We start from the raw sequence: 25289 nt of genomic DNA, 5'->3' as shown, positions 1-25289 counted from the left end.
TAATCTAGTGACGCTCGGGACGGTTTGCGAGACTCCGGCCGAAGAGGGATACAGCCACGAGCGGAAATGGCACATTATACTGCATACTGCCGTACCCATTTTGCCGGTGCTAACGTGAGACGATGCAACCGGGGATGGGGAAGCCCATGATTAGAATCTCATTGCCTTACGTTTTCGGCCTCTGTGAGAGCTTAGAGCCGCTCGCGAGGCTGAATCCAAAGGCGACGCTCAATGACGAGATTTTTACGATCTGGGGCGCTCAGGCGACGCTAGAAGCGCTTCTGACCGGAAGCGTTTTTTCGCCCAATCTTCGAAGCTCCAGAAGGTTGGCGAGTGACCTCCTTGAGGCCCTGAAGCACGAAGGCGATACGGAGAAGAACTGGGCAAAAGAACTGGGCTACGTGGCTGCCCATATCGGCCGGCTCTACGCTCAATTTAAAACTGCATTTACTGCAGAGATCGGCACCTTCCCAGCCTACTTTGTGAGCCAAAAAGGAAGTTTCGACACCCTTTCACTTTTGGAAGAGCCTTGGCGTCTTTTCCCAATGGAATTGTGGGTCAAAGTGCCAGAAGCCAGGTTCGATGTAATCGAAGCCGGGAGAGCGCTTTGCTACGAGTTACCTACGTCTTGTGGCATGCACGTTTTCAGGGCTGTGGAAACAGTTCTGCGCCGCTACTACACGGAAGTGACTAGCGGGCGGCCTCAGCCGAAAGTGAGAAACATAGCCGTGTACATCAATGCGATGCGACAAGGCGGTCGAGGCGACGAGAAAGTGTTGGGAATCTTGGAGCATTTAAGCAAGCTTCATAGAAATCCGCTTATGCATCCCGATGCCGCACTCACCCTAGATGAGGCAATATCGATCATAGGCATGGCGCACAGCGCAATGACCGCGATGTTACGGCATCTCCCTGAGCCCCCACCGACAACGACCACTGCTGTAGCGGCTTCATAGCAACGCAGTACGTCCGCATTGTTCCTCACGCTGCCTATTTTCGGCTCGATCGGATCAGCACATCTGCGCTGATGCCGAGACGCTCGTGAAGGCGGCGGATCATTGTGATCGATAGTCCGCGTTTTCGGTTCAGAACCTCGGAGATGCGGGTGCGTGTCCCAATAATCTCTTCCAGGTCTCGCCGCGTCAGCCCCTGCTGCTCCATGCGAAACTTGATGGCCTCAACCGGGTCGGGAGGGTCCATTGGGTAATGCTCGGTCTCGTATGCATCGATGAGGGTCGCGAGCACGTCCAGCCGATCACCCTCAGGCGTGCCCGACTTCGTGCCCCAGAGGCGCTCCACCGCTTTGAGCGCACCATCATAGTCTCGCTTCGTCCGAATCGGCTTTATCTCAGTCGCCGCCATGTCGAACCTCTCTCACATCGATCTTGTCGTAATCCCGGTGCGTGCCGATCCATTGATCCACACGATGCTCTTCTCGAAATCGATGGCGACGACCAGCCGATAGTCGTTGCCCTTGACGTTGAACACAACTCGGTCCGCCGAGATGATGCTGGCGGTCGCGTAGCTGCGCTTGATATCCGCTGCGCTCGACCACCGCGCTTTCCTGACTTCATCGAACCACGCATCGAGGGCTGCCTTCCGCGCAGCTTGGTCCTTGTGTGCTCGCCGTGCCTCGACGAACTCCCGCAACGTGCGCCGGGCAATGATCCGCATGCCATCACATTTTCATGCGCCCAAAATGGGCGCGATGACCTGCCACGGTGATTGCGCCGGCGGCCTTCGGTCTGTTCCGCGAATGGCTCCCGGCGGGGTACGCCGGCCGCGCCAGGATTTCATGTTGCCGCGGCGCTGGTGCAGGGATTGGCCATCTGCGCATTTCTGACGGGGCGCCAATCGCGCCGGTGCCGGGCCGAAGTCGCCTGCCGCCAACGAGGTCGCGGCGCATGCGGGCAGCCGATGGATGATCGGTAAGGGGTAGTATTCTGACATTTTGACGAGAACCAAAATTCTGGCTATAATCTGGCCAAAATGTCCTTTGACGTCATCCTTGCTCCAGAAGCGGTTGAAGACTTCAAGCGCATCAAGGCGCATGTAAGGGCGGCCGTTCGTACTGCGCTGGAAACGCATCTGAGACACGAGCCCGATAAAATCAGCCGCAGCCGGATCAAGAAGTTGCGGGGATTGCGCCGGCCTCAATACAGGCTGCGTGTGGATGATGTCCGAGTATTCTACGATGTTTCCGGCACGACCGTCGAAATTCTGGCGATCGTTGCCAAATCGGAGGCCGAGTCATGGCTCGCACAGTTCGGAAATCCGGAGTGAAAGAGGTCCCGCTCTCAGAGATCAAAGACGATCTGTCCCGCTATCTTCGTGAGGCGGAGACCCAGGAGATCGTCATCACGCGTCACGGCAAGCCGGCAGGCGTGCTGATTGGATTCGAATCGGAGGAGGATTGGTTCGAGTATCGCTTGGAGCATGATCCCCGTTTCCTCCAGCGTGTCGAACAGGCGCGGAACAGCCTGCGCGCGGGACGTGGCGTGAAGCTCGAGGATCTCGATACGGAGTAGCGGCTAAGGCCTACGCGGCATCATGGCCTGCCTGTGTGCCGCACACCGTATCGCAGGACTCGCGCTATCTCGATTGTCGCGATGATAGCATCGTGCGCCTGTTTTGCCCGACGGGTCAACGGCTTCGCAAAGCGCCTAAGCCATTGATCCGGCTAGCGCCGGCTACTGTGCATGGGGTTGTTTTCGACATTTTTGTTTTGGGGCACGAACAGGCCAGGCCGACCCCGATCTCATCGCGCCTTTGCCCGCTACTTCATCACCCGCAGGCCCTTGGTCGTGAAGCGCTGCGTCTTGTCGCCGGGGCGCACAGGGCGTCGTGTGCCGGCGGCCTTGCCGGTGCCGGGCGGCTGGTGCGCGGGCACGAGCTGCTCGGGGCGGGAGCCGATCAGATCGGCGCGGCCCATCTCTTTCAGCGCCTCGCGCAGCACCGGCCAATTGTCGGGGTCGTGATAGCGCAGGAACGCCTTGTGCAGACGGCGTTGCCGCAGGCCCTTGATCGCCTCGACCTTGTCGCTGCCGCCGCGCCGCACGCCGCGCAGCGGATTGACGCCGGTGTGGTACATCGCCGTCGCGGTCGCCATCGGCGAGGGCAGGAAGGTCTGCACTTGATCCGCGCGATAGCGGTTCTTCTTGAGCCAGAGCGCGAGGTTCATCATGTCCTCGTCGGTCGTGCCCGGATGCGCCGCGATGAAATACGGGATCAGGTAATATTTCTTGCCGGCCTGCTCGGCCGCGGCATCGAACATCCGCTTGAAGCGGTTGTAGGCGCCGATGCCCGGCTTCATCATCTTGTCGAGCGGGCCGCGCTCGGTATGCTCCGGCGCGATCTTCAGATAGCCGCCGACGTGATGGGTGACGAGCTCCTTGATGTATTCGGGGCTCTCCACTGCGAGGTCGTAGCGGACGCCGGAAGCGACCATCACCTTCTTGATGCCCTTGGTCTCGCGCACCTTGCGATAGAGCCGGATCAGATCGTCATGCGAGGTGTTGAGGTTCGGGCAGATCTCGGGGAAGACGCAGGACGGCAACCGGCACGCCGCCTCGATCTTCGGATCCTTGCACGCCATCCGGTACATGTTGGCGGTGGGACCGCCGATGTCGGAGATCACGCCGGTGAAGCCGGGCGTCTTGTCGCGGATCTGTTCGATCTCACGCAGGATCGAGCCTTCGGAGCGGTTCTGGATGATGCGGCCCTCATGCTCGGTGATCGAGCAGAAGGTGCAGCCGCCGAAGCAGCCGCGCATGATCGTCACCGAGAACCTGATCATATCCCACGCTGGGATCTTCGCGTCGCCATAGGATGGATGCGGCGCGCGCGCATAGGGCAGGTCGTAGACCGCGTCCATCTCCTCGGTGGTGAGCGGGATCGGCGGCGGGTTCAGCCACAGATCGCGATCGCCATGACGCTGCACCAGCGGCCGCGCATTGCCGGGATTGCTCTCCCGGTGCAGCACGCGTGACGCACGCGCATAGGCCTCGCGGTCCTGCTCGACCTGCTCCAGGGCCGGCAGCCGGATCACGATGGCGCCTTTCGTCCGCGATGCGCCTTCGTCGGCGGAGTCGAGATCGTCCGCGTGCAGCTCTGCGTAATCCTCGGGCACGCGGCGAAACAGCGCGACACCCCTGATGTCGTCGAGTTCGCGCGGTGCCTCGCCGGCGGCAAGACGGTTGGCCACCTCGACGACGGCGCGCTCGGCATTGCCATAAAGCAGAAGGTCCGCCTTGGCGTCGGCCAGCACCGAGCGGCGCACCTTGTCGGACCAGTAGTCGTAATGCGCGATCCGGCGCAGCGACGCCTCGATGCCGCCGAGCACGACCGGCACGTCCTTGAACGCCTCGCGACAGCGCTGCGCGTAGACGATGGTGCAGCGGTCCGGCCGCTTGCCGCCTTCGCCGCCCGCGGTATAGGCATCGTCGTGGCGCAAACGGCGGTCCGCGGTGTAGCGGTTCACCATCGAATCCATGTTGCCGCCGGTGACGCCGAAGAACACTTTTGGCTTGCCCAGCGCCTTGAATGGCTCGGCCGAATGCCAGTCCGGCTGCGCGATGATGCCGACCCGGAATCCTTGCGCCTCAAGGAGACGGCCGATGATGGCCATGCCGAAACTCGGATGGTCGACATAGGCATCGCCCGTCACCAGCACGATGTCGCAGGCATCCCAGCCGAGCGCATTCATCTCGGCGCGGCTCATCGGCAGGAACGGCGCGGGCTTGCGCGCACGGTCAGGGGACCGCGACATCAAGGGCTTTTCGGCGATGGCAGGGGTGTTCATGGTGTTTACGCATAAGCCTGCGGGCCCGCGAACACAACCAACGATGTGCTGCGGAGATGTGAGCCATGCCGGCGAAGGCGTCGTCCGGGCGAGCCTGCGCAGGTAGTTCCGTCTGCTGAGGCGCACGCTGCGGCCCAGGAACCAATTGCTCGCAACCGGATTTTGCCTCGACGTTTGTCTCGGGCGATGGGGGAGCTGTGGGTACAGTCATTGAGAACTTGCTGTTGCGGAAGCAGAAGCTCGTGGAACAGCTCGAGGAGGCGCAGTCGGTCGAGGACCGCGACAAGATCGAGCACCAGCTCGAACAGATCAACACCGCGCTGGATTTTCTGGACAGGCCGGAACCGAAAGGCGCGCGGTAGCCGCGCTCAATCCACCTTCAGCGCGTCCACTTTCAAGGCTTTGGCATAGACGACGCCGGAATTGGTGATGTGCGTCGTCATCAACTTCTCGAACTCCGCAAACGCGCCGCGGCCGAACAGATCGAGCAGCTTGCGATGCTCGTCGAACGACGTGGGTGTCCGAACGTCGATCGGCGAGGTCAGGTTGGTGCGCAGCGCAGCGACGCGGCCCGAAACGAGCTGGTAGGATTCGACGAGATAGCGGTTGCCGCAATGCGCGAACAGCGCTTCGTGAAAGGCGGCGTCGGCGCGCCCATACGCGATGTTGTCGCGTACCGCGACCGCCGGCTCCATCGCCGCGATCGCACCGCTCATCGTCGCGACCGCGCCGTCGCGATCGTGGCGAAAGGCGAGCTCGGCGGCCTTGGGCTCGAGCGCGATCCTGAAAGTGCAGAGCGCATTGATGTCCTCGGCGCTCGGCGTGAACACGAAGCTGCCGACCTGCGGCCGGATCACCACCAGCCCTTGCGCCTGCAACTGTCCCATCGCCTCGCGCACCGGCGTGCGGCTGACGCCGAAGGAGTTGGCCACCATCTCCTCGGAGATCGCTGCCCCCAGCGCGAACTCGCCGTCGATGATCGCCTGGCGCAGCCGCTGCATCACCCGCTGTGACAGCGATTTCGGCGCATCGAGCTTCAAGGATCTCATCGGCTCTCCCCGTCGGATTGCGCCGGTCAGATTACCTTGCCGGGATTGAGCAGATGATCGGGATCGAGCGCGGCCTTTAGCGTTCGCATCAGCGCGATCTCGGCTTCGCTGCGCGCATGCCCCAGCCACTTTTTCTTCAGAGTGCCAATGCCGTGCTCGGCTGAGACGCTGCCGCCCATCTCGCGCACGAGGCTATAGATGATCGTGTCCATCTCTTCCTTCGGCTGTTGCTCGACGGACAGGCCCGTGACCCAGGAGACCAGATGCAGATTGCCGTCGCCGATATGGCCGTAATAGACGCTCTCGCATCCCTTGATGCCCGTGGCGAGCGCGGCCTTGCAGCGCGTGACGAACTCGTCCATCCGCGCCACGGCAAGGCCGATGTCGTAGGAGATGTGCAGCCCCAGCACCTGGCCGAACTCGGCGCAGATGTCGCGCACCCGCCAGAACGCCTGGGTCTGTGCCAGCGATTGCGCCACCGCGGCATCCACGAGCAGCCGGCGCTCCATCAGTTCTTCAAGCCAGTTCTGGAAGCGCGGCGCATCCAGGCTCTCGTCGGTGCCCTGCGCCTCCACCAGCACGTAGAGGCCGTGGCCGGCGCCAACCGGCGGCTTGACCCCGGCGCGCGTCGTAATGACGTCCCAATAGTCCGGCCACATCACCTCGAACGCCGATAGCAGCGGGCCCAGTCCAGAGCGCGCCGCATCGAGCAGCGCGATCACCGCCGCATAGTCCTTCACCGCGCACAGCGCGGCCATGGTCGAGCGCGGTTTTGGAAACAGCCGCAGCACCACGCGGGTGATGATGCCGAGCGTGCCTTCCGAGCCGATGAAGAGGTGCTTCAAATCGTAGCCGGCATTGTTCTTCATCAGCTTGTTGAGACTGGTGATGATGGTGCCGTCAGGCAGCACCACTTCGAGCCCGAGCACCAGTTCGCGCGCCATGCCGTAACGGATCACGCGATTGCCGCCGGCGTTGGTGGAGAGGTTGCCGCCGATGGCGCAGGAGCCGCGCGAGCCAAGATCGAGCGGAAAGAAGAAGCCGGCTTCGTCCGCGGCCTTCTGGATCGTTTCCAGCGGCGTGCCGGCCTTCACCGTCATCGTCGCCGACGCGCGATCGATCTCCTCGATGCCGGTCATCCGTTCGAGCGAAATCGCGACCCAGCCCGGCTCGGGCGAGGCGCCGCGGCAGAGCCCGGTCAACCCGCCCTGCGGCACGAAGGGCAGCCGCGCCTCTCGGCATGTCGCGATCGCATCGGAGACACCTTGCGCGTCGAGCGGACGGATCACCGCAAGCGGGGTTTGCGGCAGGCTCGCGCTCCAGTCGTTGCAATTGCGTGTAGGCACATCTTTGCCGGTCAGCACGGCGGCCGCACCGAGCCTCTCGCACAGGGCGCCGAGCAATTGTTCGGACCGTTCGATGGCGGTCACCATGTCCATGAAGACCTCTTGTGGATCACGCCGGGCGGCTGTTGCACGTCACTGCGGCGAGGGAATTGCATCCACCTTGTATGTAAGGTACAAGATAAAAGCAAAAACAAGGCTTCAGTCAACCCCGAAGATCATTACCCCGAAGATCATTATGGATCAGGGGCTTATTCCGAAGCCGCAGCAATGGGTGGTGTCATGACGAAGGCAATTCGCGGGTTCTGGGTGGCGTCGGCAACGCCGCTTGCGCCGGATGGCAGCGTGGATTCCGCCAAGCTCGCCGGCCACGCCAGGCAGCTCTTCAGCAAAGGCGTCGACGGCGTCGTGCTGTTCGGCACCACCGGCGAGGGCACCTCGTTCAACGTCGACGAACGCGTCGCGACCATTGAAGCCGTGCTCAAGGCCGGCGTCGCGGCGGAGCGCATCGGGATCGGCGGCGGATTTCCCGCTATCAGCGACAGCATCGCGCTGACGCGCGCCGTGCTCGGCCTCGGCCTGCGCCACGTGCTGTTCTTGCCGCCGTACTTCGATCGCAACGTCACGCCTGAAGGCATCGAGGATGCCTTTGCCGCGATCATCGATGGGGTCGCCGACGAACGCCTGCGCGCCTCGCTCTATCATATCCCGCAGGTCTCCGGCGTTGCGATCCCGACCGCCATCGCCGCGAATCTGCGCAAGCGTTACGGCAAGCTGGTCGCCGGCCTGAAGGACTCCAGCGGCGACTTCAAGCAGTTCCAGGCGTTTCGCGCCGCTGCGCCCGAACTCGCCATCACCGTCGGCAACGAAGCCGACATCGCTCGCGCGATTGCCGCCGGCGGCGCCGGCACCATCTGCGGCATGGCCAATATCGCGCCGGAGCTGGTCAAGGCGATGATCGACGGCAAGGATGTCGAAGCGCGGATGCAAGCCGCGATCGACATTGTGGTGAAGACACCATGCTTTCTCGCGACACTGAAGGCCATTCTCGCCGTGCAGACGGGCGATGCAGGCTGGTTGCGTGTGCGTCCGCCGCTGCGTGCCCTGTCTGACGGCGCCGCGCTCAAGCGCAAGCTCGACGAGTTGACGACGCCCGCCATCGCGTGAGATCGCGGGCCGCGTAGCGCGAGCCGCGGCCCGATTGCAACTGTCGCGAACTCACGCACAACGTGTCGCGATCTAGCGCAACCGCAATCGGTGATTGCCGCCCGGCGTCCGTCTACGCCTAGCATTACAGTTGCCGTTTTGCTTTGAGATGCGCGCGCTGAGCGGCAGCCTGGTGAGCTCTGCGCCAGAATGACCATGCGATGACATGCGCGGGTTGGATCCGCTTTCGAGCAAGCCTGATGGCGATGCGGCGGATTTCCTGGATTGACCAACGGATCAGTGGCGGCGTGGGTGTGCTTTGGCTTTTGCCGGGGGGCGGCGTTTGGTTTTTTTGGGCGGTGGCGGATTGGCGCGATGGCGGATCGCCGCCATCATGGCGAAGGCGAGCATCACCAGGGACACGTGGCGATGCCAGCCATGCCAGGACCTGCTCTCGTTGTGATCGAGCCCGAACTCGTTTTTCGCGGTTTCAAAGCTGTCCTCGATCGCCCATCGATGGCCTTCGACCGCGACCAGCGTTTCAATTGATGTTCCCGCTGGGCACCAGGTGGTGAAGAAGGCGAGATCGCCATCGGCGATATGGCGACGGATCAGCAGACCGCGCGTCCATAAACCATCATTTGCGCTGTTGAACTGCTCGACCTCGAGATCGGCCAGTTCGAGATAACACCAGTCATGCAGCCTCGGTCCTTTGGTTCCGGCTCCCGCCGACAAGCGCTTCCAGTCGGACGGGCGCCGCGTCCGGGCGATGTCTTCGGCCTTGCCGGCGACCGGCTGTCGCTTGCCCCAGGATCGGAAGACATGAGAGCTGCTGACCCCGAGCACATAGCCTTTGCCTGCCCGCCGTAGCTGCTGTTCGATATCGCCAACACCGTAGACCGTGTCACCGGCAACCCACTTGAATGGTACAGACGCGGCTATCGCACGTGCGATCATTCTCGTCGCAAGCTTTGGTTTGGTCGCAAAGCCGACATCGGCAGGCACGTATGCGGCTTCCAGACGATCTGGATCGTCGGTCCATTCCTTCGGAAGATACAACGCGCGATCGATGAACGCATGACCATGACGCGAAACGTAGGTAGCGAAGACGCCGATCTGGCAGTTCGTAATCTTCCCTGCCGAACCAGTGTATTGCCGTGCCACTCCGCATGAGGCCTTACCCTGCTTGAGAAAGCCGGTCTCGTCGATCACCAGCACCGCATCGTCATCCGCCAAGTGCTCGATGACATAGTCCCGGACGATGTCGCGCAGGGCATCAGCGTCCCAATCTCCACGACCCAGGATCGCCTGCTGACGCCATGGGCCAGGATCGCCAGCCGCCTCCGCGCGCATCCAGCCGGTCTTGCGCTGCTCATCTCCGAGCAGACCTTCCAGGAACAAGCCTGCATTCGTCGCCACACGCTCTTGCGTGAACAACGGACGTATCCGTTGCTTGATCTCTCGAAGCGACGCCGCCCACAACGCAAGCGTCTCCTCAACCGACGCGGCCCGCGTCCACGACATTCGAATCATGGTTGCCCATGGATTCAGAAGCCCGCAAACAAAGCAACTGTAATGCTAGAACGATTCAACACTAGAGGGATTCAACGCCACCTACGGTTCTCTTCATTCGCAGCGGCTGCTAGACGCGCCAACTTCAATGCTGTCTCTGACTTGGAAGTGAATCGAAAGTGCGTGCCTACGTGGATGGTCAGCGCGTCAGCGGCCATCGAAATCGTGCCGGCAAGAGCCGCGCAGGTCTTCTCATCGGAGCAGCCGTCCTGCTCACCGAATGTCCCTTCGATACGATGCCTGCGCAGGCACAATCGGCGCTGCCGCCGGTGAAGGTGGACGCGCCGACGCAGCGACCCAAACCGGCACGCGCATCGGAACAGCCTTCACGCCGCGCGCAAACCGCAGCACGTCAGCGCAATCGAAATCCCGCACCCGCGGCGCCGACGCTGTCGGAACGCGCCGCAGCTGAAGCTGCCGCACAACAGGCCGCAAAGCTCGGCTATCGTGCGATGCCGAGTGCGACCACGCTACGCTCGGGCGCCTCGCCCCTCGACACCTCGCAGGCCGTCAACGTCGTGCCCGCGCAGGTCCTGAAGGATCAGCTGCCGCGCAACATCGACGATGCACTCGGCAATGTCTCCGGCATCACCCAGACCAACACGCTCGCCGGCAGCCAGGACGCGGTCATCCGCCGTGGCTTTGGCGACAACCGCGACGGCTCGATCATGCGCAACGGCATGCCGGTGGTGCAGGGTCGTAGCCTGAACGCCGCGGTCGAAAGCGTCGAAGTGCTGAAGGGCCCGGCCACGATGCTCTACGGCATCATGGATCCCGGCGGCATCGTCAACACCATCAGCAAGCGTCCGGAGCTCTACCAGTACGGCTCGGTCACCGTGCTCGGCTCGACCTTCGCGAACAACCGCAGCGGCGCTGACGGCACCTTCGACATCACCGGTCCGATCGGCGATCAGGGCCTTGCCTATCGCTTCATCGGCTACGGGGTCAGCGAGGATTATTGGCGGAACTTTGGACGCCACCGCGAGATGCTGATCGCGCCGTCACTGGCCTGGTACGGTCAGGACACCACGGTCCAGCTCAACTACGAGCATCGCGAGTTCATCTATCCGTTCGACCGCGGCACGGCCTTCAACCCGGTCACCAAGGCGCCCTTGGCGGTGCCCGCCACGCGCCGGCTCGACGAGCCCTTCAACAACACATGGGGCACGTCGGATCTGATCCAGGCCTCGGTCGAGCATCGCCTCAATCAGGACTGGAAGCTCTACGCGGGCTACAGCTACAACACCGAAACCTTCAGCGCCAACCAGCTCCGCATCACCGGCATCAATTTCACGACCGGCGCAGAGACGCGCAGCAATGACGGCACGCAGGGCTCGTTCAGCAATTCGAGCTATGGGACATCATATATCTCAGGTGGTTTCTGGCTCGGCAACATGCGCAACGAGGTGCTGTTCGGCGGCGACGGCCAGTATCGCACCATCTATCGCGACAATCTGATCCGTCAGGCAACCCCGCCCATTAATATCTATAATCCGGTCTATGGTTTGATTGGACCGGGCACCACTGTGGTTGCGGCCGACAGTGCCCAGACCGACAAGCTTGGCCAATGGTCGATGTTCTTCCAGGACACGCTGCATCTGACCGAACGGCTCGCCTTGGTCGGCGGCGTGCGCTACATGGATTACGATCAGCTGGCCGGACGCGGCAAGCCCTTCGTCACCAACACCAATGTGTCTGCGGACAAGGTCCTCCCGCTTGGAGGCGCCATTTTCAAGCTCACCGATCAGATCTCGCTCTATGCGAGCTATACGCAGTCGCTGAAGCCGAACTCGACCATCGCTCCGATCGGTGCCGTGATCGGCTCCAACGTCGCGCCGGAAGAAGGCGTGTCGTACGAGACAGGCGTCAAGTTCGATTTCAATCAGCGCACCTCCGGCACAGTGGCGCTGTACGACCTCGATAAGAAGAACGTGCAAACAACGCAGACCAACAGCGCAAACGTCGTCGAGATTCACACCGTCGGCCGCGCCCATTCGCGGGGCGTCGAGGTGGACGTCACCGGAAGACTCACTGATAGCTGGAGCATGATCGGTAGCTATGGCTACACCGACGCGCGCGTGACAGCGTCCGAGGATCCGACCTTGTATGGCAAGAAGCTTCAAAACGTCGCCTTGAACACCGCCTCGCTCTATCTGGTCTACGACTTCGGAACCGCATTGCCGGGCCAGCTCCGCCTCGGCGGCGGCGCGCGCTATGTCGGGGACCGTCCCGGCGATTCCACCAACACCTTCGTGCTGCCGTCCTATGTCGTCGCGGACATTTTCGCGACCTATGAAACGAAGTACGGACAGTTCCCGGTAATCTACCAACTCAACGTCAAGAACCTGTTCGACACCGTCTACTATCCCTCCGCCGTCAACAATTTAAACGTCGCGATCGGTGACGCGCGGCGCGTGTCGCTGTCGGCAACCGTGAAGTTCTAGCGATGGGGATGCGGCGCAAAAATTCCGGTTTGCTGGTCGTGTCGATCGGGAGGGTTCGTGTCGATGCGTGAGCCGGGACGCGCAATCAAAGCCGTTCTGCTCCAGATCCATTCCATCGCGGGCCTGGTGCTCGCGCTGTTGCTTGCGCTGATCGCCCTGACGGGGGCGATCATGAGCTTCGAGGACGAGATCCTCGACCATTTGAATGCCGGGATCATGCAGGTCCCATCGCGCTCGGCGCCCGCGCTGACGCCGGACGAACTGATCGCACACCTGAAAGCGGCACAGGACTTTGGCCAGGTTTCCGCAGTCACGCTCGCGAGCGACCCGTCCGCGGCGGTGCGTCTCCGCTTCGCTCGCGACGAGCAGGGCGCGCGAGCGTCCTCGCTCTATGTCGATCCCTACGACGCCCGCGTGCTGGGCTCGCCGGGCGGCGAAGAGTTCTTCGCGACCGTTCGCAGGCTGCATCGCTGGCTGCTGATCCCTGGCGACGCCAAGGGTTGGGGACGCCAGATCACCGGCATCGCCGCGCTCGGCCTGATCGTCATGCTGATCTCGGGCCTCGTGCTGCGCTGGCCGCGCCGCGCAAGCAGGGTGAAGATGTGGCTGAAGCCGAACCTCGGACTCAGTGGCCGCGGACTGCATCGATCGCTGCACGCAGTCATCGGCACCTGGGTCTTGCCGATCTATCTGGTGATGGCGCTGACCGGACTCTGGTACTCGTTCGACTGGTACAAGGACGGTGTCGTCTGGCTGCTGTCGCGCCCGCAGCTGGCCGCGGCGAAGATGCAGCCGAAGGGGTCGCGCGCAGCCGGCGCCCGCGAGACGGTTCAGCCGATCGGCTTCGATCGGGCGTGGTCGACCTTCCTGCACGGGGAGGGCGACCGCTTCTCCAAGGCGCTGCTGACGCTGCCCGCCGGTCCCGGCACGGTGATACGGATCCGGTCGTTGGGGAAGGACTCCACGCTCGATACCACCCGCGACGAATTCCGCGTCGACGCGGTCACGGGGCAGTTGATTTCCGTGGAGCGCTATGCCGACAAGACGTTCGGCGAGAAGATCATCGCCAACGTGCTCGACATCCACCGCGGCGCAATTTTGGGCTGGCCTGGCAAGCTCGCGTTCTTGATTGCCGCGGCGCTGATGCCGCTGTTCGCAGTCACCGGCGTCCTGCTATATCTGTCGCGCCGCAAACTGCGGCGCCCGGTGCAGCAGCGGCTCGGGCGCTTGGTTCCTGGCGAGCGAGTACGAGGCGCCTAGCCGACCGCTCAGCGGTCCGCCAAATAGCTCTCACGTGGTCACAACGAAGCGCTCGCGCACGAGACAAGAAACACTTGCCCGAAGTTTCGCGAAATGGTTCGATCCCTGCGGTACACGCTAGAGTCGTTGTGGTCTTGATGGCGCTATCAGAACGAGACGAGGTCGAAGAGACGGCACTGCCTGCAGTGCTGGTCAGACGCAGTGATCTGCCCGTACCTCTTACCCACCCGGCGCGAAGCTTCTTCGGCGGTCTCCCCAAGCTGCCCCCGCAGCTCGAGTGGCCAACGGCGGAAGTCAGGGCGAACGAAACGCTAGAGACGGTTGCGCTCACTTTCGTCGCCCAGATCGACTTGGCCGAGGTGCCTGGCTCCGGTTGGTCGCCGCTTCCGAAACAAGGCACGCTCTATTTCTTCTGTAGCTCGGTGTTCGTTGGCGAAGGACATCCACCTTGCCGCGTACTCTATAGCCCTACCGCCGGTGGCGCGTATCCGGACCGCGCGCCACCGCCAGATCTGATGCCGCTGGCGGGCGCTGACGGTGACGCCCAGGTCAAATGGCTCGATCCGACCATCGATTTTCATTCCAAGGTCGAATTCAAATATCCGCTTTCCTTCCGGCTGTTCCGCGACTTCTATTTCCTGGAGGACGCTGTGGGAGGTGAACTCATGATCGAAGAATTATGTAAGGCGTTGGGCCCTGGCGAGCCCAATGAAAGGGATCTGCTGCAATTTAGAAGAGCGTCCGAATATGAGAAAGATGAGCATTGGCCCTTTAACTGGCTCCTGATCACCTATGTGGTTCGGTCGGTATTGTCGCGCGTACTGCGCGATCTGACATCTGGATCCTATTACAAGCCGCTCACCGATGAGGCCGCCGCGGAATTGAAGCGCCTTCGGGCCGGTGCAATCGGGTGGCTTGAGCGTTGTCGAGCGCTGACCCCAATGGATGACGTCGATGCGGACACAAAGGCGGCCTTCAGGTCTTGGTTGGTCGATGTCGTGCAGGCCTATGAGAAGATGGACGGACAGGTATCCACGTACACGACCCAGATCACGGCGGATCTAGGCAATGCCATCAGCCATACGATCCGTTGCATGGTGGCCCAGGATGTCGATGCTCGCGATGACGCCCCTCTCCGTTACGTTGCAAATCTTGCGCGGCAGAATCATTGGAAAACGCCGACTGTGGAAAACGGGAAATATCGCCATTTCAGCACAGCGCTCCATCAGATGCTGGGATATGGCAGCGGCCCCCAAGATGCGACGGAGGGTGCATTTGGAGGACATGTTATTGCTCCAGATACAAGGTGATCTCACGTTCTTCAATTGGCACTCCAACATTGGTTGTGTGCTTCATTTTTGGATCGACCGCGATGCTCTCGCGCAACTCGACTTTTCGCAGGTCGTCGCCACATACGAATGTGACTAGCGTGATGTCGGCGCGGTGAAATTGCGCTTGCGTCAAGCGGGTCCGCGCGTCGCATCTTCCTCCCCGAGTTTGGCCCGGCTCCGAATGGCTAGCCAAGCGCGCGACAATCGTTCAAAAGCTCGTGGCCTGTCCTCGTCAAGGTTCTCGCCATGAAGCTTCCGACCGTCACCCCCGCCGATATCCGCCGCGCGCTGCTGTTGCGCGAGGAGATCGCGTTGCTCGATCTCAGATACGAAGCTGCGTTCGCCACCGGCCATCCCCTGTTCGCTGCCAACATGGCCGCGGACCGGATCGCGATCGAGGCCGAGGTGCGGCTGCCGCGTAAAAACGTGCCGGTCGTGCTCTATGATGACGGGGAGGGGCTGGTCGCGGCCGGCGGCGAGCAGCTCGCGGCCCTCGGATACTCCAATGTCTGCGCGCTCGACGGTGGGCTGAAAGCCTGGCGCACGGCGGGCTACGAGGTGTTCGAGGACGTCAATTCCTATTCCAAGGCCTTTGGCGAGCTGGTCGAGGCGCGCCGCCACACGCCCTCGCTCAGCGCCGGCGAGGTCGCCAAGCTGATCGCGGACAAGGCCAACATCGCCATCCTCGACGTCCGCCGCTTCGATGAATACGCGACCATGAACATCCCGGGCTCGGTCAGCGTGCCCGGCGCCGAGCTGGTGCTGCGGGCGGGAACCGCCGTGCGTGATCGCGACACCACCATCATCGTCAATTGCGCTGGCCGCACGCGTTCGATCATCGGCACCCAGTCGCTGATCAATGCCGGCGTGCCGAACAAGGTGCGGGCGCTGCGCAACGGCACGATCGGCTGGACGCTGGCGCGGCAAGAACTCGATCACGGTGCCGACCGGCGCGGCGCCATCGGGCCGTTCGAAGGCGGCCCAGCCAATGCCCGCGATGTCGCCTACCGCGCCGGCGTCCGCCACATCGGCGCAAATGAGGCGGCGGCGCTTCTCGCGCAAACCGGTCGGACGCTCTATCGTTTCGACGTGCGCGACGCGGAGGAATATGCGGCAGGCCATCTCCCGGGCTTCCGCCACTATCCCGGCGGTCAGCTCGTCCAGGAGACCGACATGGCCGCGCCGGTGCGCGGCGCGCGCATTCTCCTGACCGACGACAAGGGCGTGCGCGCCGACATGACGGCGTCCTGGCTCGCGCAGATGGGCTGGGAGGTCTATGTGCGCGAGGGCGGCTATGACGGCGCGCTCGAGGTCGGCCCGCCGCGCGTCCTGCCGAAGCCCGATCCAGCCCACCGCTACCGCCGTCCCTACGAAGGCACCGATATCGCCGAACGCGCGATGCAGGCCTATCTCAACTGGGAATATGGCCTCGTCGAGCAGCTCCGCCGCGATGCGGCGCACGGGTTCTATGTGATTTGAGGCCGCCGCTGTGCATTCCCTCTGCGACTTGCGGCAACTCCCCTTCGTCGTCCTGGACAAGCGAGCGTAGCGAGCGCTGATCCAGGACCCATTACCACCACCTCGCGTTGTTTGAGGACGTCGTGGCCCCGGTTTGCCGGACAACCCCGCCTGGGGTAATGGGTCCTGGCTTTCGCCAGGACGACATCGAAGCTGGTAGCAGACGCTTCCCCACTTATCTACCGCCGCGCCATCTTCCGCCCATATCCAAACCCTATTGTGTTGCGCGTCGTCCGCGGTCTATGAGCTGCAGGCGAAGCCCACACGATGGAGACACCATGCCAGCCCCAAGCCAAAGCCCCGAGCGGCGCGCGAAGGCGCTGCTGCTTGAAGGCGTCAATGACAGCGCCGTCGACCTGTTCAGGAGCGCGGGCTTCACCAATGTCGAGCGGCTGACCAAGGCGCTGGACGGCGAGGCGCTGCGGCAGGCGCTGAAGGGGGTATCGCTGCTCGGCATCCGCTCCCGCACCCAGATCACCGATGACGTGCTGGAGGCTGCCGACCAGCTGCTCGCGGTCGGCTGCTTCAGCGTCGGCACCAACCAGGTCGATCTCCTGGCGGCGCGCAAGCGCGGCGTTCCCGTGTTCAATGCACCGTTCTCCAACACACGCAGCGTCGCCGAGCTCGTGATCGGCGAAATCGTGATGCTGCTGCGGCGGATTTTTCCGCGCTCGGTATCGGCCCATGACGGCGGTTGGGACAAGTCGGCGACCGGCAGCCGCGAGGTGCGGGGCCGCACCCTCGGCATCATCGGCTACGGCAATATCGGCTCGCAGCTCTCGACGCTGGCGGAGGCCATCGGCATGCGGGTGATCTACTTCGATCGCACCGACAAGCTCCGCCACGGCAACACCGAGCCGGTCGAGAAGCTGGAAGAGCTGTTGGCTCAAAGCGACGTCGTCAGCCTGCACGTGCCGGAGACGCCGGAGACCGCCGGCATGATCGGCGAAAAGGAGCTGCGGACGATGAAGCCCGGCTCGTTCCTGATCAACAACAGCCGCGGCACCGTGGTCGATCTCAACGCGCTCGCGGGCTGCTTGCGCGATGGCCACCTTGCGGGGGCCGCCATTGACGTCTTCCCGGTCGAGCCTTCCTCGAACTCGGATCGCTTCAAGAGCCCGGTGCAGGGTCTCGGCAACGTCATCCTCACCCCGCATATCGGCGGCTCGACCGAGGAGGCGCAGGAGCGGATCGGCGGCGAGGTGGCGCGCAAGCTGGTCGACTTTTTCATCACCGGCTCGACCATGGGCGCGGTGAATTTTCCGGAGGTGCAGCTGCATCTGCGCCCCGCCGGCGCGCGCTTCAGCCACGTCCATCGCAACGTGCCGGGCATGCTGCGTCGGCTGAACGAGGTCTTCCTCCAGCGCGACATCAACATCGCCGCGCAATATCTGGAGACCGCCGGCGACCTCGGCTATGTCGTGCTCGATGCCGACCTCGGCGGTCATGATTCGGGCGCGTTGCTTCAACAGATCCGCGGCCTCGAAGGCACGGTCGGCGCGCGGCTGGTGTTCGAGCACTAGACGGTGAGAGACCCCACGTTCCAGTTGCATCTTGCGGCCGAGTCTCTCTAGACTGCGCCATCGTCTTCGACGCCCGTGCGACAAATTGCGTCGAATTTGAACTTCAGTTGCGTGGGTGCCGCCATGGAACGGGACGCCGTGCTGATCGATCTCGCGCTTCAAGGCGGTGGTTCGCACGGCGCGTTCACCTGGGGTGTGCTCGATCGTCTGCTGGAAGAGAAGTGGCTCACCATCGCCGCGATCTCCGGAACATCTGCAGGCGCGATGAATGCGGCGGTGCTCGCAGACGGGTGGATCTCGGGTGGCGCCGAGGGTGCGCGTGATGCGCTTGAACGATACTGGCGGCGCGTTTCGAAGGCCGCAGCTTTCAGCCCGCTCCAGCGCTCGCCGCTCGACCGGTTGATGGGGCGCTGGACGCTCGACACGTCGCCCGCCTACATCCTCACCGACCTGATGTCGCGCGTGCTCTCGCCCTACGATCTTAATCCGACCGGCTACAACCCACTGCGCGCGGTGTTGGCCGAGAGCATCGATTTCGAACGGCTGGCGCGATCGCCGATAAAACTATTCGTCACCGCGACACGGGTGCGTACAGGGCGCGGGCGGATCTTCCGCAACGCCGAGATCACGGCCGACGTTTTGCTGGCATCGGCCTGCCTGCCGACCATGTTCCGCGCGGTCGAAATCGACGGTGAACCCTATTGGGACGGCGGCTTTGCCGGCAACCCGACGATCACGCCGCTCATTCGCGAAAGCGATGCGCACGACACCATCCTGGTGCAGATCAATCCGACTGAGACGCTCGAAGAGCCGCGGACTGCTGCGGAGATTCTCAATCGGCTGAACGAGATTTCGTTCAATTCGCCGCTGATGAAGGAGTTGCGCATGATCGCGCTACTGCGCCAGGCGGCCGACCCCGGCAGCGGCGAGGGCGCGCGCTGGGCCCAGATGCGGACTCACCGCGTCAAGAGCGACATGCTGGCGAAATTCGGCGCGTCGTCCAAGCTCAACGCGGAATGGGAGTTCGTCTCGATACTGCGCGCCGAAGGACGTCTGGCGGCGGAGACGTTTCTCGACGAACACGGCGCGGATATCGGCCAGCGCTCGACCGCCGATCTCGACGTCCTCCTGTCGGAGTGCTGAGACGTGGGTCTTCTCGGCATTCTCGTCGGGCTCGTACTGCTCATCCTGTTTGCCTTCCGCGGCTGGAGCGTCCTGCTGCTCGCTCCGTTCGCCGCCCTGGTGGCCGCACTGTTCGGCGGCGAGCCGCTGCTTGCGAACCTGACCCAGGTTTTCATGGTGAATGCGGCGGGATTCTTGGCGCAATTCTTTCCGATCTTCCTGCTCGGTGCGGTTTTTGGCAAGCTGATGGACGACAGCGGTGCGGTCACATCGGTTGCCGCCTTTATGGCGAAGGGCCTTGGTGAGCGTCGCGTGATCCTGGCGGTCGTTCTGGCCGGTGCGCTGGTCACATATGGCGGCGTCAGCCTGTTCGTCGCGTTCTTCGTCATCGTTCCGATGGCCCGCTCGCTGTTTCGTGCGGCCGCGATTCCGCGCCGTCTGATTCCGGCCGCGATCGTGCTGGGCACCTCAACCTTCACCATGTCGGCTTTGCCCGGCACGCCGTCGATCCAGAATGCGATTCCGATGCCGTTCTTCGGCACGACGCCCTTTGCCGCGCCGGGCCTTGGCATCATCGCCTCCCTCATCATGCTCGGCGCGGGATTGTGGTGGCTGCATCGCGCCGAAGCCGCGGCCCGCCGTGCCGGAGAAGGCTATGGCGACGACATCGAGGATGCGACTGAGCGCGCCGCCGCCGACGAACTCGTGCGGGAACGCGCGACGACGGCCCGGGAGTTCGATCCGGCGGAGATGCAACATGGCCGTCGTAGCGGCGTGCCTTCGCCGGTGCTGAACGCGGCCCTGCCGCTGATTGTCGTCGTGGCCGTCAATATCGTGATGTCGCTCGTGGTGCTGCCGCGGCTCGACGTCGCCTATCTCGCCGAGCAGCGCTTCGGCGGCACGTCGCTCGCCGCTGTCGCGGGCGTGTGGTCGGTTGCGGTTGCGCTGACCGCGGCCATCATCATGGCCATTGCGCTGAACTGGGCGCGCCTGCCCGCGCTGCGGCAGACCATGGACGCCGGCGCCAATGCCTCGGTCCTCCCGGCATTCAGCGTCGCCAGCCTCGTCGGGTTCGGCGCGGTCGTCGCCTCGCTGCCGGCGTTTGCGACGGTGCGAGACTGGGTGCTCGCGATCGAAGGCGGACCGTTGGTCTCGCTCGCGGTCGCGACCAACATCCTGGCTGCGCTGACCGGGTCAGCCTCCGGTGGCCTGACCATCGCGCTCGACGCCCTCGGCCAGACTTATGTGGAGCTCGCCGCGCGCACCGGCATCGACCCGGCGTTGATGCACCGTGTGGCGGTGATCGGCTCCGGGACGCTCGACATCCTGCCGCACAATGGTGCGGTCGTGAGCCTGCTCGCGATCTGCGGCTTGACGCATCGCGACAGCTATTTCGACATCGTGATGGTGGGTATCGTGACCTCGCTCCTGGCGCTCGCGGCCGTAATCGCCCTGGGTGGTGCGTTGGGATCGTTCTGAACCGAATGCGGGCGTGAGCGATTGACGGAAGGATGAAGGTCGCATTGAATGCGGCCAACTGTCAGATGCGACAAAATAGAGAAAGCCGGGTGGAAACGATGGCGCGAATGAGTGCAAAGCTGTGTGCGCTTCTTATGGGCTCGGCGTTGACACTGGGTGCGGGCGCCGCCTTCGCGGCGACGTTGCCGGAGGACGCAGACACGGTCTGCAAAGGCCTGGTCGGCGGTGTCGATGCCGTAAAGATCGATTCCGCGGCATTGCTGGCGCCGTCGCAACTCGCCGTCGCAGAACGCGGGCCGACGCCGTCAGGGCGCATCGCACCGGCCAATCCCGCCTTCTGCAAGGCGCTCGGCCATATCGACCCGGCAGACCCAAAGGCGCCGCCGATCAAGTTTCAAGTCAACCTTCCCGTCGAATGGAACGGGCGTTCCGTGCAATATGGCGGCGGTGGTTTCAACGGCGTGCTCATCACCGGTCTTGCGCTGCCGCCGGCCTATCCCTTCGACAAGCCGTCGCCGCTCGCACGCGGCTTCGTCACCTATGGCACCGATTCCGGTCACGAGACCAGGCAGGGCGAACCGCCGCAGGTGTTTGCGCTGAACGACGAGGCGTTCGAGAACTTTGCCCACCGCGCCTACAAGAAGGTGCGCGACGCCGCCGTCGCGCTGATGGAGCGTACTTACGGCAAGAAGCCGGAAAAAATGTACTTCATGGGCTCGTCCGAGGGCGGCCGCGAAGGCCTGACCATGGCGCAGCGCTATCCCGACGATTTCGACGGCATCTTTGCCCGTGTGCCCGTCATCAACTGGGTCGGCTTGCAGCATGCCGGCACCCGCTCGGGTCTCGCGACCATGGGCGACGGCTGGATCAATCCCGCGCAGGTGAAGCTCGTCGGCGACGCGGTGCGTCAGACTTGCGACAAGGCCGACGGCTCCGACGATGCGCTGGTACAGGATCCCGTCGCCTGCAAGGCGGCGTTCAAGGTCGAGGCACTGCGCTGTGCGAGCGGCCAGAGCGGCGATCAGTGCCTCACCGACGCGCAGATCAAGGCGGTCGACACGCTGCATGCGACGTACAAATTTCCGTTCGCGCTCGCCAATGGTCTCGACGACTATCCGGGCTGGGGCGTCTCCGGCGAGGACACGCCCGCGGTTGGCCCGACCGGTGGCTGGGTCGCGTGGTGGCTCGGCACGGCGCCGCCCGCGCAGCCGCCTGCGCCCAACAACGGCATCGCCTGGATCTACGGCGCCGGCGGCATTCAATATGTGTTCGCCCGCGATCCCAAGCTCGACGTCACCACCTACAAGGTCGAGGAGCACAAGGCGCGGCTGCTCGAAGTCTCGAAGCTGATGGATTCCACCGATCCTGATCTCAGCCGCTTCCGCGCCCGCGGCGGCCGGCTGATCGTGCTCGAGCACATGGCCGATTATGCGCAGAGCCCCTATGCCGGCATCCGCTATTTCGAGAGCGTCGAGCGCAAGCTCGGCAAGGCCGAGACGGCCGAGTTCGCCCGGCTCTACACCGCGCCCGGCGTCGACCATGTCGGCTCCGGGGCGCCGGCCAATGTCGACATGCTGAGCGCGCTGGTCGACTGGGTCGAGAAGGGCAAGGCGCCCGGCGACCTCGAAGTCACCGAGCAGAAGGTCGAGGCACCGTCGTTTGCCGCGTTGCGCGCGCTGCCGCTGTGCCGCTGGCCGGCCCGGCCGCACTACAAGTCGGGTGCCGTGACGGAGGCGTCGAGCTTTACCTGCGCGCCGTGAGGCGAGGCGTGGCCCTCGCTCCGCTTGCGGGGCGAGGGAGAAGAAGCTAGTGCGCCGGCCCGCCAGCGGCCTTCACGCGCCGCGTCAGCAGTACGGCGATTGCGGCGAGCACCAGCACCACGCCGATGACGGCAAACGTGTCGGAATAGCCCATCACCAGCGCCTGGCGCTTGACGGTCTTGCCGAGCGCGATGATCGCCTGCTCGCGCGCGGCATTGGGGTCAGGTAGGCCGTGCGCCATGAAGTAATCCGTCATCTGCACGATGCGGGTGCGGACTTCCTCGCGGCCGAGCGTCACCGATTGGCCGATGATGTTGGAGTGGAACTGCTCGCGCTTGGTGATGATGGTCGCGAGCGTCGCGGTGCCGATCGCGCCGCCGAGATTGCGGAACATGTTGCTGATGCCGGAGGCCGCCGCCGCGTCCTGCGGCGCAATACCGCCGGTCAAGACCGAGGTCAGCGGCGTCAGCACCATGGCCTGGCCGATGGCGCGCACGATGTTCGGGATCCAGAGCTGGTCGCCGGCATAGTCCGGTGACATCGCCGTGTTCATGAAGCAGCTATAGGCGAAGATCAAAAGGCCGGTGATCGCGATGTAGCGCGTGTCGAAGCGCTGCATCAGTTTCGGGATCAGCGGGATCAGCACCAGCTGCGGCAGGCCGGTCCAGGCCAGCACGTTACCGATCTGCCCGGCATTGTAGCCCTGCGCCTGGCCGAGATAGGCGGGCAGCATGTAAACGGAGCCGAACAGCGCGAAGCCGACCATGGTCATTGCGATGGTGCCAAAGCCGAAATTGCGCTGCGTCAGCAACCGCAGACGGATCAGCGGCTTCTCAATTCGGAGCTCGATCACAACGAACAGCGTGAGGCTGACGGTCGCAATCAGCGCCAGCTTGACGATGAAGGGTGAGGAAAACCAGTCGTCCTTGTTGCCTTCCTCGAGCACGGCCTGTAGGGCCGACAGCCCGATCGCCATCGTGAAGATGCCGGCCCAGTCGCCGTCCTTCAGGAGGCCAAGCTGCATCTTCTGCCGCTCCAGCGTCAGATAAAGCGCAGCCACCATGACGGCGGTCGGGATCACGTTGACGAAGAAGATCGTGCGCCAACCGTAATTCTCGGTGAGATAGCCGCCAATCGTCGGGCCGATTGCGGGTGCAAAGGTGACGGACAGCGCGAAGATCGCGAGCCCAACGGGCTGTTGCGGCTTCGGCAGCTTGGTCAAGACGAGCGTGAACGCCATCGGGATCAGCACGCCGCCGGCAAAGCCCTGCAAGCCACGCATCGCGATCATTGACGGCAGATCGTGCGTAAAGGCGCAGGCGACCGAGAAGGCGGCGAACAGCGCCGCGCTCGCCAGCATATAGCGGCGAAACGAGAACACGCGGCTGAGATAATCGGTCAGCGGGATCACGATGATCTCGCCGATCAGGTACGAGGTCGAGATCCAGGAGCCGTTGTCGGCGCCGGTACCGATGCCGCCCTCGATGTTGAGCAGCGAGGCGTTGGTGATCTGGATGTTCAGGATCGCCATGAACGAGCCGATCATGGCGGCGAGCACGGCAATCCAGGTCGCGGCACTGGCGCGGTTGGGATCGGCGACCGCGCGATCAGGCGTCGCGGCCGGTATTGCGGGCGTCGAAATTGAGAGGCTGTTTGACATGGCACGATCCTCCGGAAACGAGCTTTGCCTTGAGGTTTGTCTTGGGCGCTGCGGCCGCGTTCGCGGTCGGCGCGGTCGAACGCGTTGCGATGGTCGGGATCACGGACATGCCGGGACGGAGCGCGATCGCGGGTCCATGCCCGGCATCGAGCGCGATCTTGACGGGGATGCGCTGCACCACCTTGGTGAAATTGCCGGTGGCGTTGTCGGGCGGCAGCAGCGCGAACTCCTGGCCGCTCGCCGGCGCGATGGAATCGACGTGACCGTGCACCACCTGGCCCGGGAACATGTCGACCTCGATATCGACGGCCTGACCCGACTGGACGTTGGTGAGCTGCGTCTCCTTGAAGTTGGCAACGACATAGGCGCCCTCGGCCGGCACGATCGACATCAGCTGCGTGCCCGCCTGCACGAACTGGCCGACGCGCAAGCTGCGGTTGCCGACGACGCCGTCGATCGGCGAGACCACCGTGGTGTAGCCGAGGTTCAGCTCGGCCTGGTGCTGCACGGCTTCGGCGCGCGCGGCGGCTGCGTTGGCCTGCACGATCTCGGCCTTGAGTAGATCGACCTGCTTTAGCGCCGAGCTGAGATTGGCGGTGTCGCGCTCGAGCGTCGCCTGCGCCGACGCGATGCGTGATTGCGCCTGCTGCGCGTTCTGGAGGCTGCCGGATCCGGTGGCGGCGAGATCGGTGTAGCGCTTGTTGTCTTGCGCGGCGAAGGTGAGGTTGGCCTGGTCGACGTCGAGCGTGGCGCGCGCGGCCTTGATCACTGCCTGCTGTACGTCGAGCTGCGCCTCCTTGCTGGAGATGGTCGCGTTCGCGGCCTGAACATCGGCACGGGCCTGATCGAGCGCGACCCTGAAGTCGCGGTCGTCGATTTTGGCCAGCACCTGGCCGGCCTTCACATGCTCGTTATCGGCGACCAGGACCCGGTTGAGATAGCCGCTGACCCTCGGCGCGATGGTGGTGTTGTCGGCCTTCACATAGGCGTCGTCGGTCGACACGAGGTACTGCCCGACGGTCCAGTAGTCGTAACCGTACCAGCTTGCCCCGGCCAGCGCAGCAATCGCCGCACCGGCCAGCAACAGTTTGCGAAGATTGGGCTTTTGCCGCCGGATTTGGGTCGGCACGGCGGGCAGAACGCTCTCGGGCGCGGTCGCCGGGATGGCAGTCTGGGCGACGGTGGGTGGGCTGGTATGGACGGTCATGGCCGCTCCCCTGAATTAGGAAACTTGACGATTTCCAAAATAGGACTACCTTTGGAACTGTCAATGGAATGACA

23 protein-coding genes are annotated in these 25289 nt (G+C 63.6%); 15 read left to right on the top strand and 8 right to left on the bottom strand.

Going from position 1 to position 25289, the window contains the following annotated elements; genetic code table 11:
* Positions 1–146: 146 nt before the first annotated feature.
* Positions 147–956 carry a hypothetical protein gene (locus tag IVB18_RS46580; protein ID WP_247986763.1) on the top strand — a complete coding sequence of 270 codons (810 nt, stop codon included), beginning with the start codon at positions 147–149 and terminating at the stop codon, positions 954–956.
* Positions 957–990: 34 nt separating this feature from the next.
* On the opposite strand, the gene IVB18_RS46575 is transcribed toward IVB18_RS46580, so the two are convergent.
* Positions 991–1362: a helix-turn-helix domain-containing protein gene (locus IVB18_RS46575; RefSeq protein ID WP_247986762.1), complete on the bottom strand. Its 372-nt coding sequence runs from the start codon at positions 1360–1362 to the stop codon at positions 991–993.
* 12 nt (positions 1363–1374) lie between these two features.
* Entirely contained in the window at positions 1375–1674 is a 300-nt protein-coding gene (locus IVB18_RS46570; RefSeq protein ID WP_247986761.1) for a type II toxin-antitoxin system HigB family toxin, read from the bottom strand.
* 315 nt (positions 1675–1989) lie between these two features.
* Here IVB18_RS46570 and IVB18_RS46565 point away from each other — a divergent pair, with 315 nt between their 5' ends.
* Positions 1990–2283 (top strand): type II toxin-antitoxin system RelE/ParE family toxin, encoded by a 294-nt coding sequence (locus IVB18_RS46565; protein ID WP_247986760.1) that lies wholly within the window; start codon positions 1990–1992, stop codon positions 2281–2283.
* Entirely contained in the window at positions 2280–2528 is a 249-nt protein-coding gene (locus tag IVB18_RS46560; RefSeq protein ID WP_247986759.1) for a type II toxin-antitoxin system Phd/YefM family antitoxin, read from the top strand. Before IVB18_RS46565 ends, IVB18_RS46560 begins: the two co-directional genes overlap by 4 nt.
* A gap of 248 nt (positions 2529–2776) precedes the next feature.
* Here IVB18_RS46560 and IVB18_RS46555 read toward each other — a convergent pair whose 3' ends face one another.
* Complete coding sequence (locus tag IVB18_RS46555) at positions 2777–4801, bottom strand: YgiQ family radical SAM protein (protein ID WP_247986758.1); 2025 nt, start codon at positions 4799–4801, stop codon at positions 2777–2779.
* Positions 4802–4998: 197 nt separating this feature from the next.
* On the opposite strand from IVB18_RS46555, the gene IVB18_RS46550 reads away from it, so the two are divergent.
* Positions 4999–5163 (top strand): hypothetical protein, encoded by a 165-nt coding sequence (locus IVB18_RS46550; RefSeq protein ID WP_247986757.1) that lies wholly within the window; start codon positions 4999–5001, stop codon positions 5161–5163.
* Between the two features lie 6 nt (positions 5164–5169).
* On the opposite strand, the gene IVB18_RS46545 is transcribed toward IVB18_RS46550, so the two are convergent.
* The gene (locus tag IVB18_RS46545; RefSeq protein WP_247986756.1) at positions 5170–5850 is read right to left on the bottom strand and encodes a GntR family transcriptional regulator; all 681 of its coding nucleotides are present in this window, start codon (positions 5848–5850) and stop codon (positions 5170–5172) included.
* 26 nt (positions 5851–5876) lie between these two features.
* The gene (locus tag IVB18_RS46540) at positions 5877–7289 is read right to left on the bottom strand and encodes an FAD-binding oxidoreductase (RefSeq protein ID WP_247986755.1); all 1413 of its coding nucleotides are present in this window, start codon (positions 7287–7289) and stop codon (positions 5877–5879) included.
* On the opposite strand from IVB18_RS46540, the gene IVB18_RS46535 reads away from it, so the two are divergent.
* Both IVB18_RS46535 and IVB18_RS46530 read left to right on the top strand, forming a co-directional pair.
* On the top strand, positions 7282–7479 hold the full coding sequence (locus IVB18_RS46535; RefSeq protein ID WP_247986754.1) for a hypothetical protein: 198 nt from the start codon (positions 7282–7284) through the stop codon (positions 7477–7479). The genes IVB18_RS46540 and IVB18_RS46535 overlap by 8 nt on opposite strands.
* On the top strand, positions 7476–8360 hold the full coding sequence (locus IVB18_RS46530) for a dihydrodipicolinate synthase family protein (protein WP_247986753.1): 885 nt from the start codon (positions 7476–7478) through the stop codon (positions 8358–8360). Before IVB18_RS46535 ends, IVB18_RS46530 begins: the two co-directional genes overlap by 4 nt.
* A 276-nt stretch (positions 8361–8636) precedes the next feature.
* Here IVB18_RS46530 and IVB18_RS46525 read toward each other — a convergent pair whose 3' ends face one another.
* A complete protein-coding gene (locus IVB18_RS46525; protein ID WP_247985537.1) occupies positions 8637–9872 on the bottom strand; it encodes an IS701 family transposase in 1236 nt (411 codons plus the stop codon).
* A gap of 158 nt (positions 9873–10030) precedes the next feature.
* Between IVB18_RS46525 and IVB18_RS46520 the strand changes: the two genes are divergently transcribed.
* From IVB18_RS46520 to IVB18_RS46480, 9 genes are all read left to right on the top strand, one after another.
* On the top strand, positions 10031–12355 hold the full coding sequence (locus IVB18_RS46520; RefSeq protein WP_247986752.1) for a TonB-dependent siderophore receptor: 2325 nt from the start codon (positions 10031–10033) through the stop codon (positions 12353–12355).
* Between the two features lie 63 nt (positions 12356–12418).
* Positions 12419–13615 (top strand): PepSY-associated TM helix domain-containing protein, encoded by a 1197-nt coding sequence (locus IVB18_RS46515; RefSeq protein ID WP_247986751.1) that lies wholly within the window; start codon positions 12419–12421, stop codon positions 13613–13615.
* A 137-nt stretch (positions 13616–13752) separates the two neighbouring features.
* Complete coding sequence (locus tag IVB18_RS46510) at positions 13753–14925, top strand: DUF1963 domain-containing protein (RefSeq protein WP_247991894.1); 1173 nt, start codon at positions 13753–13755, stop codon at positions 14923–14925.
* Entirely contained in the window at positions 14855–15043 is a 189-nt protein-coding gene (locus IVB18_RS46505; protein WP_346732603.1) for a DUF1963 domain-containing protein, read from the top strand. Before IVB18_RS46510 ends, IVB18_RS46505 begins: the two co-directional genes overlap by 71 nt.
* 149 nt (positions 15044–15192) lie before the next feature.
* Positions 15193–16425, top strand: a complete 1233-nt coding sequence (locus IVB18_RS46500; protein WP_247986749.1) for a rhodanese-like domain-containing protein — start codon at positions 15193–15195, stop codon at positions 16423–16425.
* Positions 16426–16742: 317 nt separating this feature from the next.
* Entirely contained in the window at positions 16743–17987 is a 1245-nt protein-coding gene (serA, locus tag IVB18_RS46495; protein WP_247986748.1) for a phosphoglycerate dehydrogenase, read from the top strand.
* A gap of 123 nt (positions 17988–18110) precedes the next feature.
* Positions 18111–19130 carry a patatin-like phospholipase family protein gene (locus tag IVB18_RS46490; RefSeq protein WP_247986747.1) on the top strand — a complete coding sequence of 340 codons (1020 nt, stop codon included), beginning with the start codon at positions 18111–18113 and terminating at the stop codon, positions 19128–19130.
* Positions 19131–19133: 3 nt separating this feature from the next.
* Positions 19134–20588 (top strand): GntP family permease, encoded by a 1455-nt coding sequence (locus tag IVB18_RS46485; RefSeq protein ID WP_247986746.1) that lies wholly within the window; start codon positions 19134–19136, stop codon positions 20586–20588.
* Between the two features lie 98 nt (positions 20589–20686).
* A complete protein-coding gene (locus IVB18_RS46480) occupies positions 20687–22348 on the top strand; it encodes a tannase/feruloyl esterase family alpha/beta hydrolase (protein ID WP_247986745.1) in 1662 nt (553 codons plus the stop codon).
* A 46-nt stretch (positions 22349–22394) separates the two neighbouring features.
* On the opposite strand, the gene IVB18_RS46475 is transcribed toward IVB18_RS46480, so the two are convergent.
* Both IVB18_RS46475 and IVB18_RS46470 read right to left on the bottom strand, forming a co-directional pair.
* Positions 22395–24008, bottom strand: coding sequence for a DHA2 family efflux MFS transporter permease subunit (locus IVB18_RS46475; RefSeq protein ID WP_256476666.1), 1614 nt, complete (start codon positions 24006–24008; stop codon positions 22395–22397).
* A complete protein-coding gene (locus IVB18_RS46470) occupies positions 23956–25215 on the bottom strand; it encodes an HlyD family secretion protein (RefSeq protein WP_247986744.1) in 1260 nt (419 codons plus the stop codon). The genes IVB18_RS46475 and IVB18_RS46470 overlap by 53 nt, the downstream gene beginning before the upstream one ends.
* Positions 25216–25289: the final 74 nt, after the last annotated feature.

Origin of the sequence: Bradyrhizobium sp. 186 (assembly GCF_023101685.1) — a bacterium.
Classification (GTDB): Bacteria; Pseudomonadota; Alphaproteobacteria; order Rhizobiales; family Xanthobacteraceae; genus Bradyrhizobium.
The sequence above is the reverse complement of the archived record's forward strand: the minus strand, read 5'-3'. Positions and strand labels throughout refer to the sequence as shown.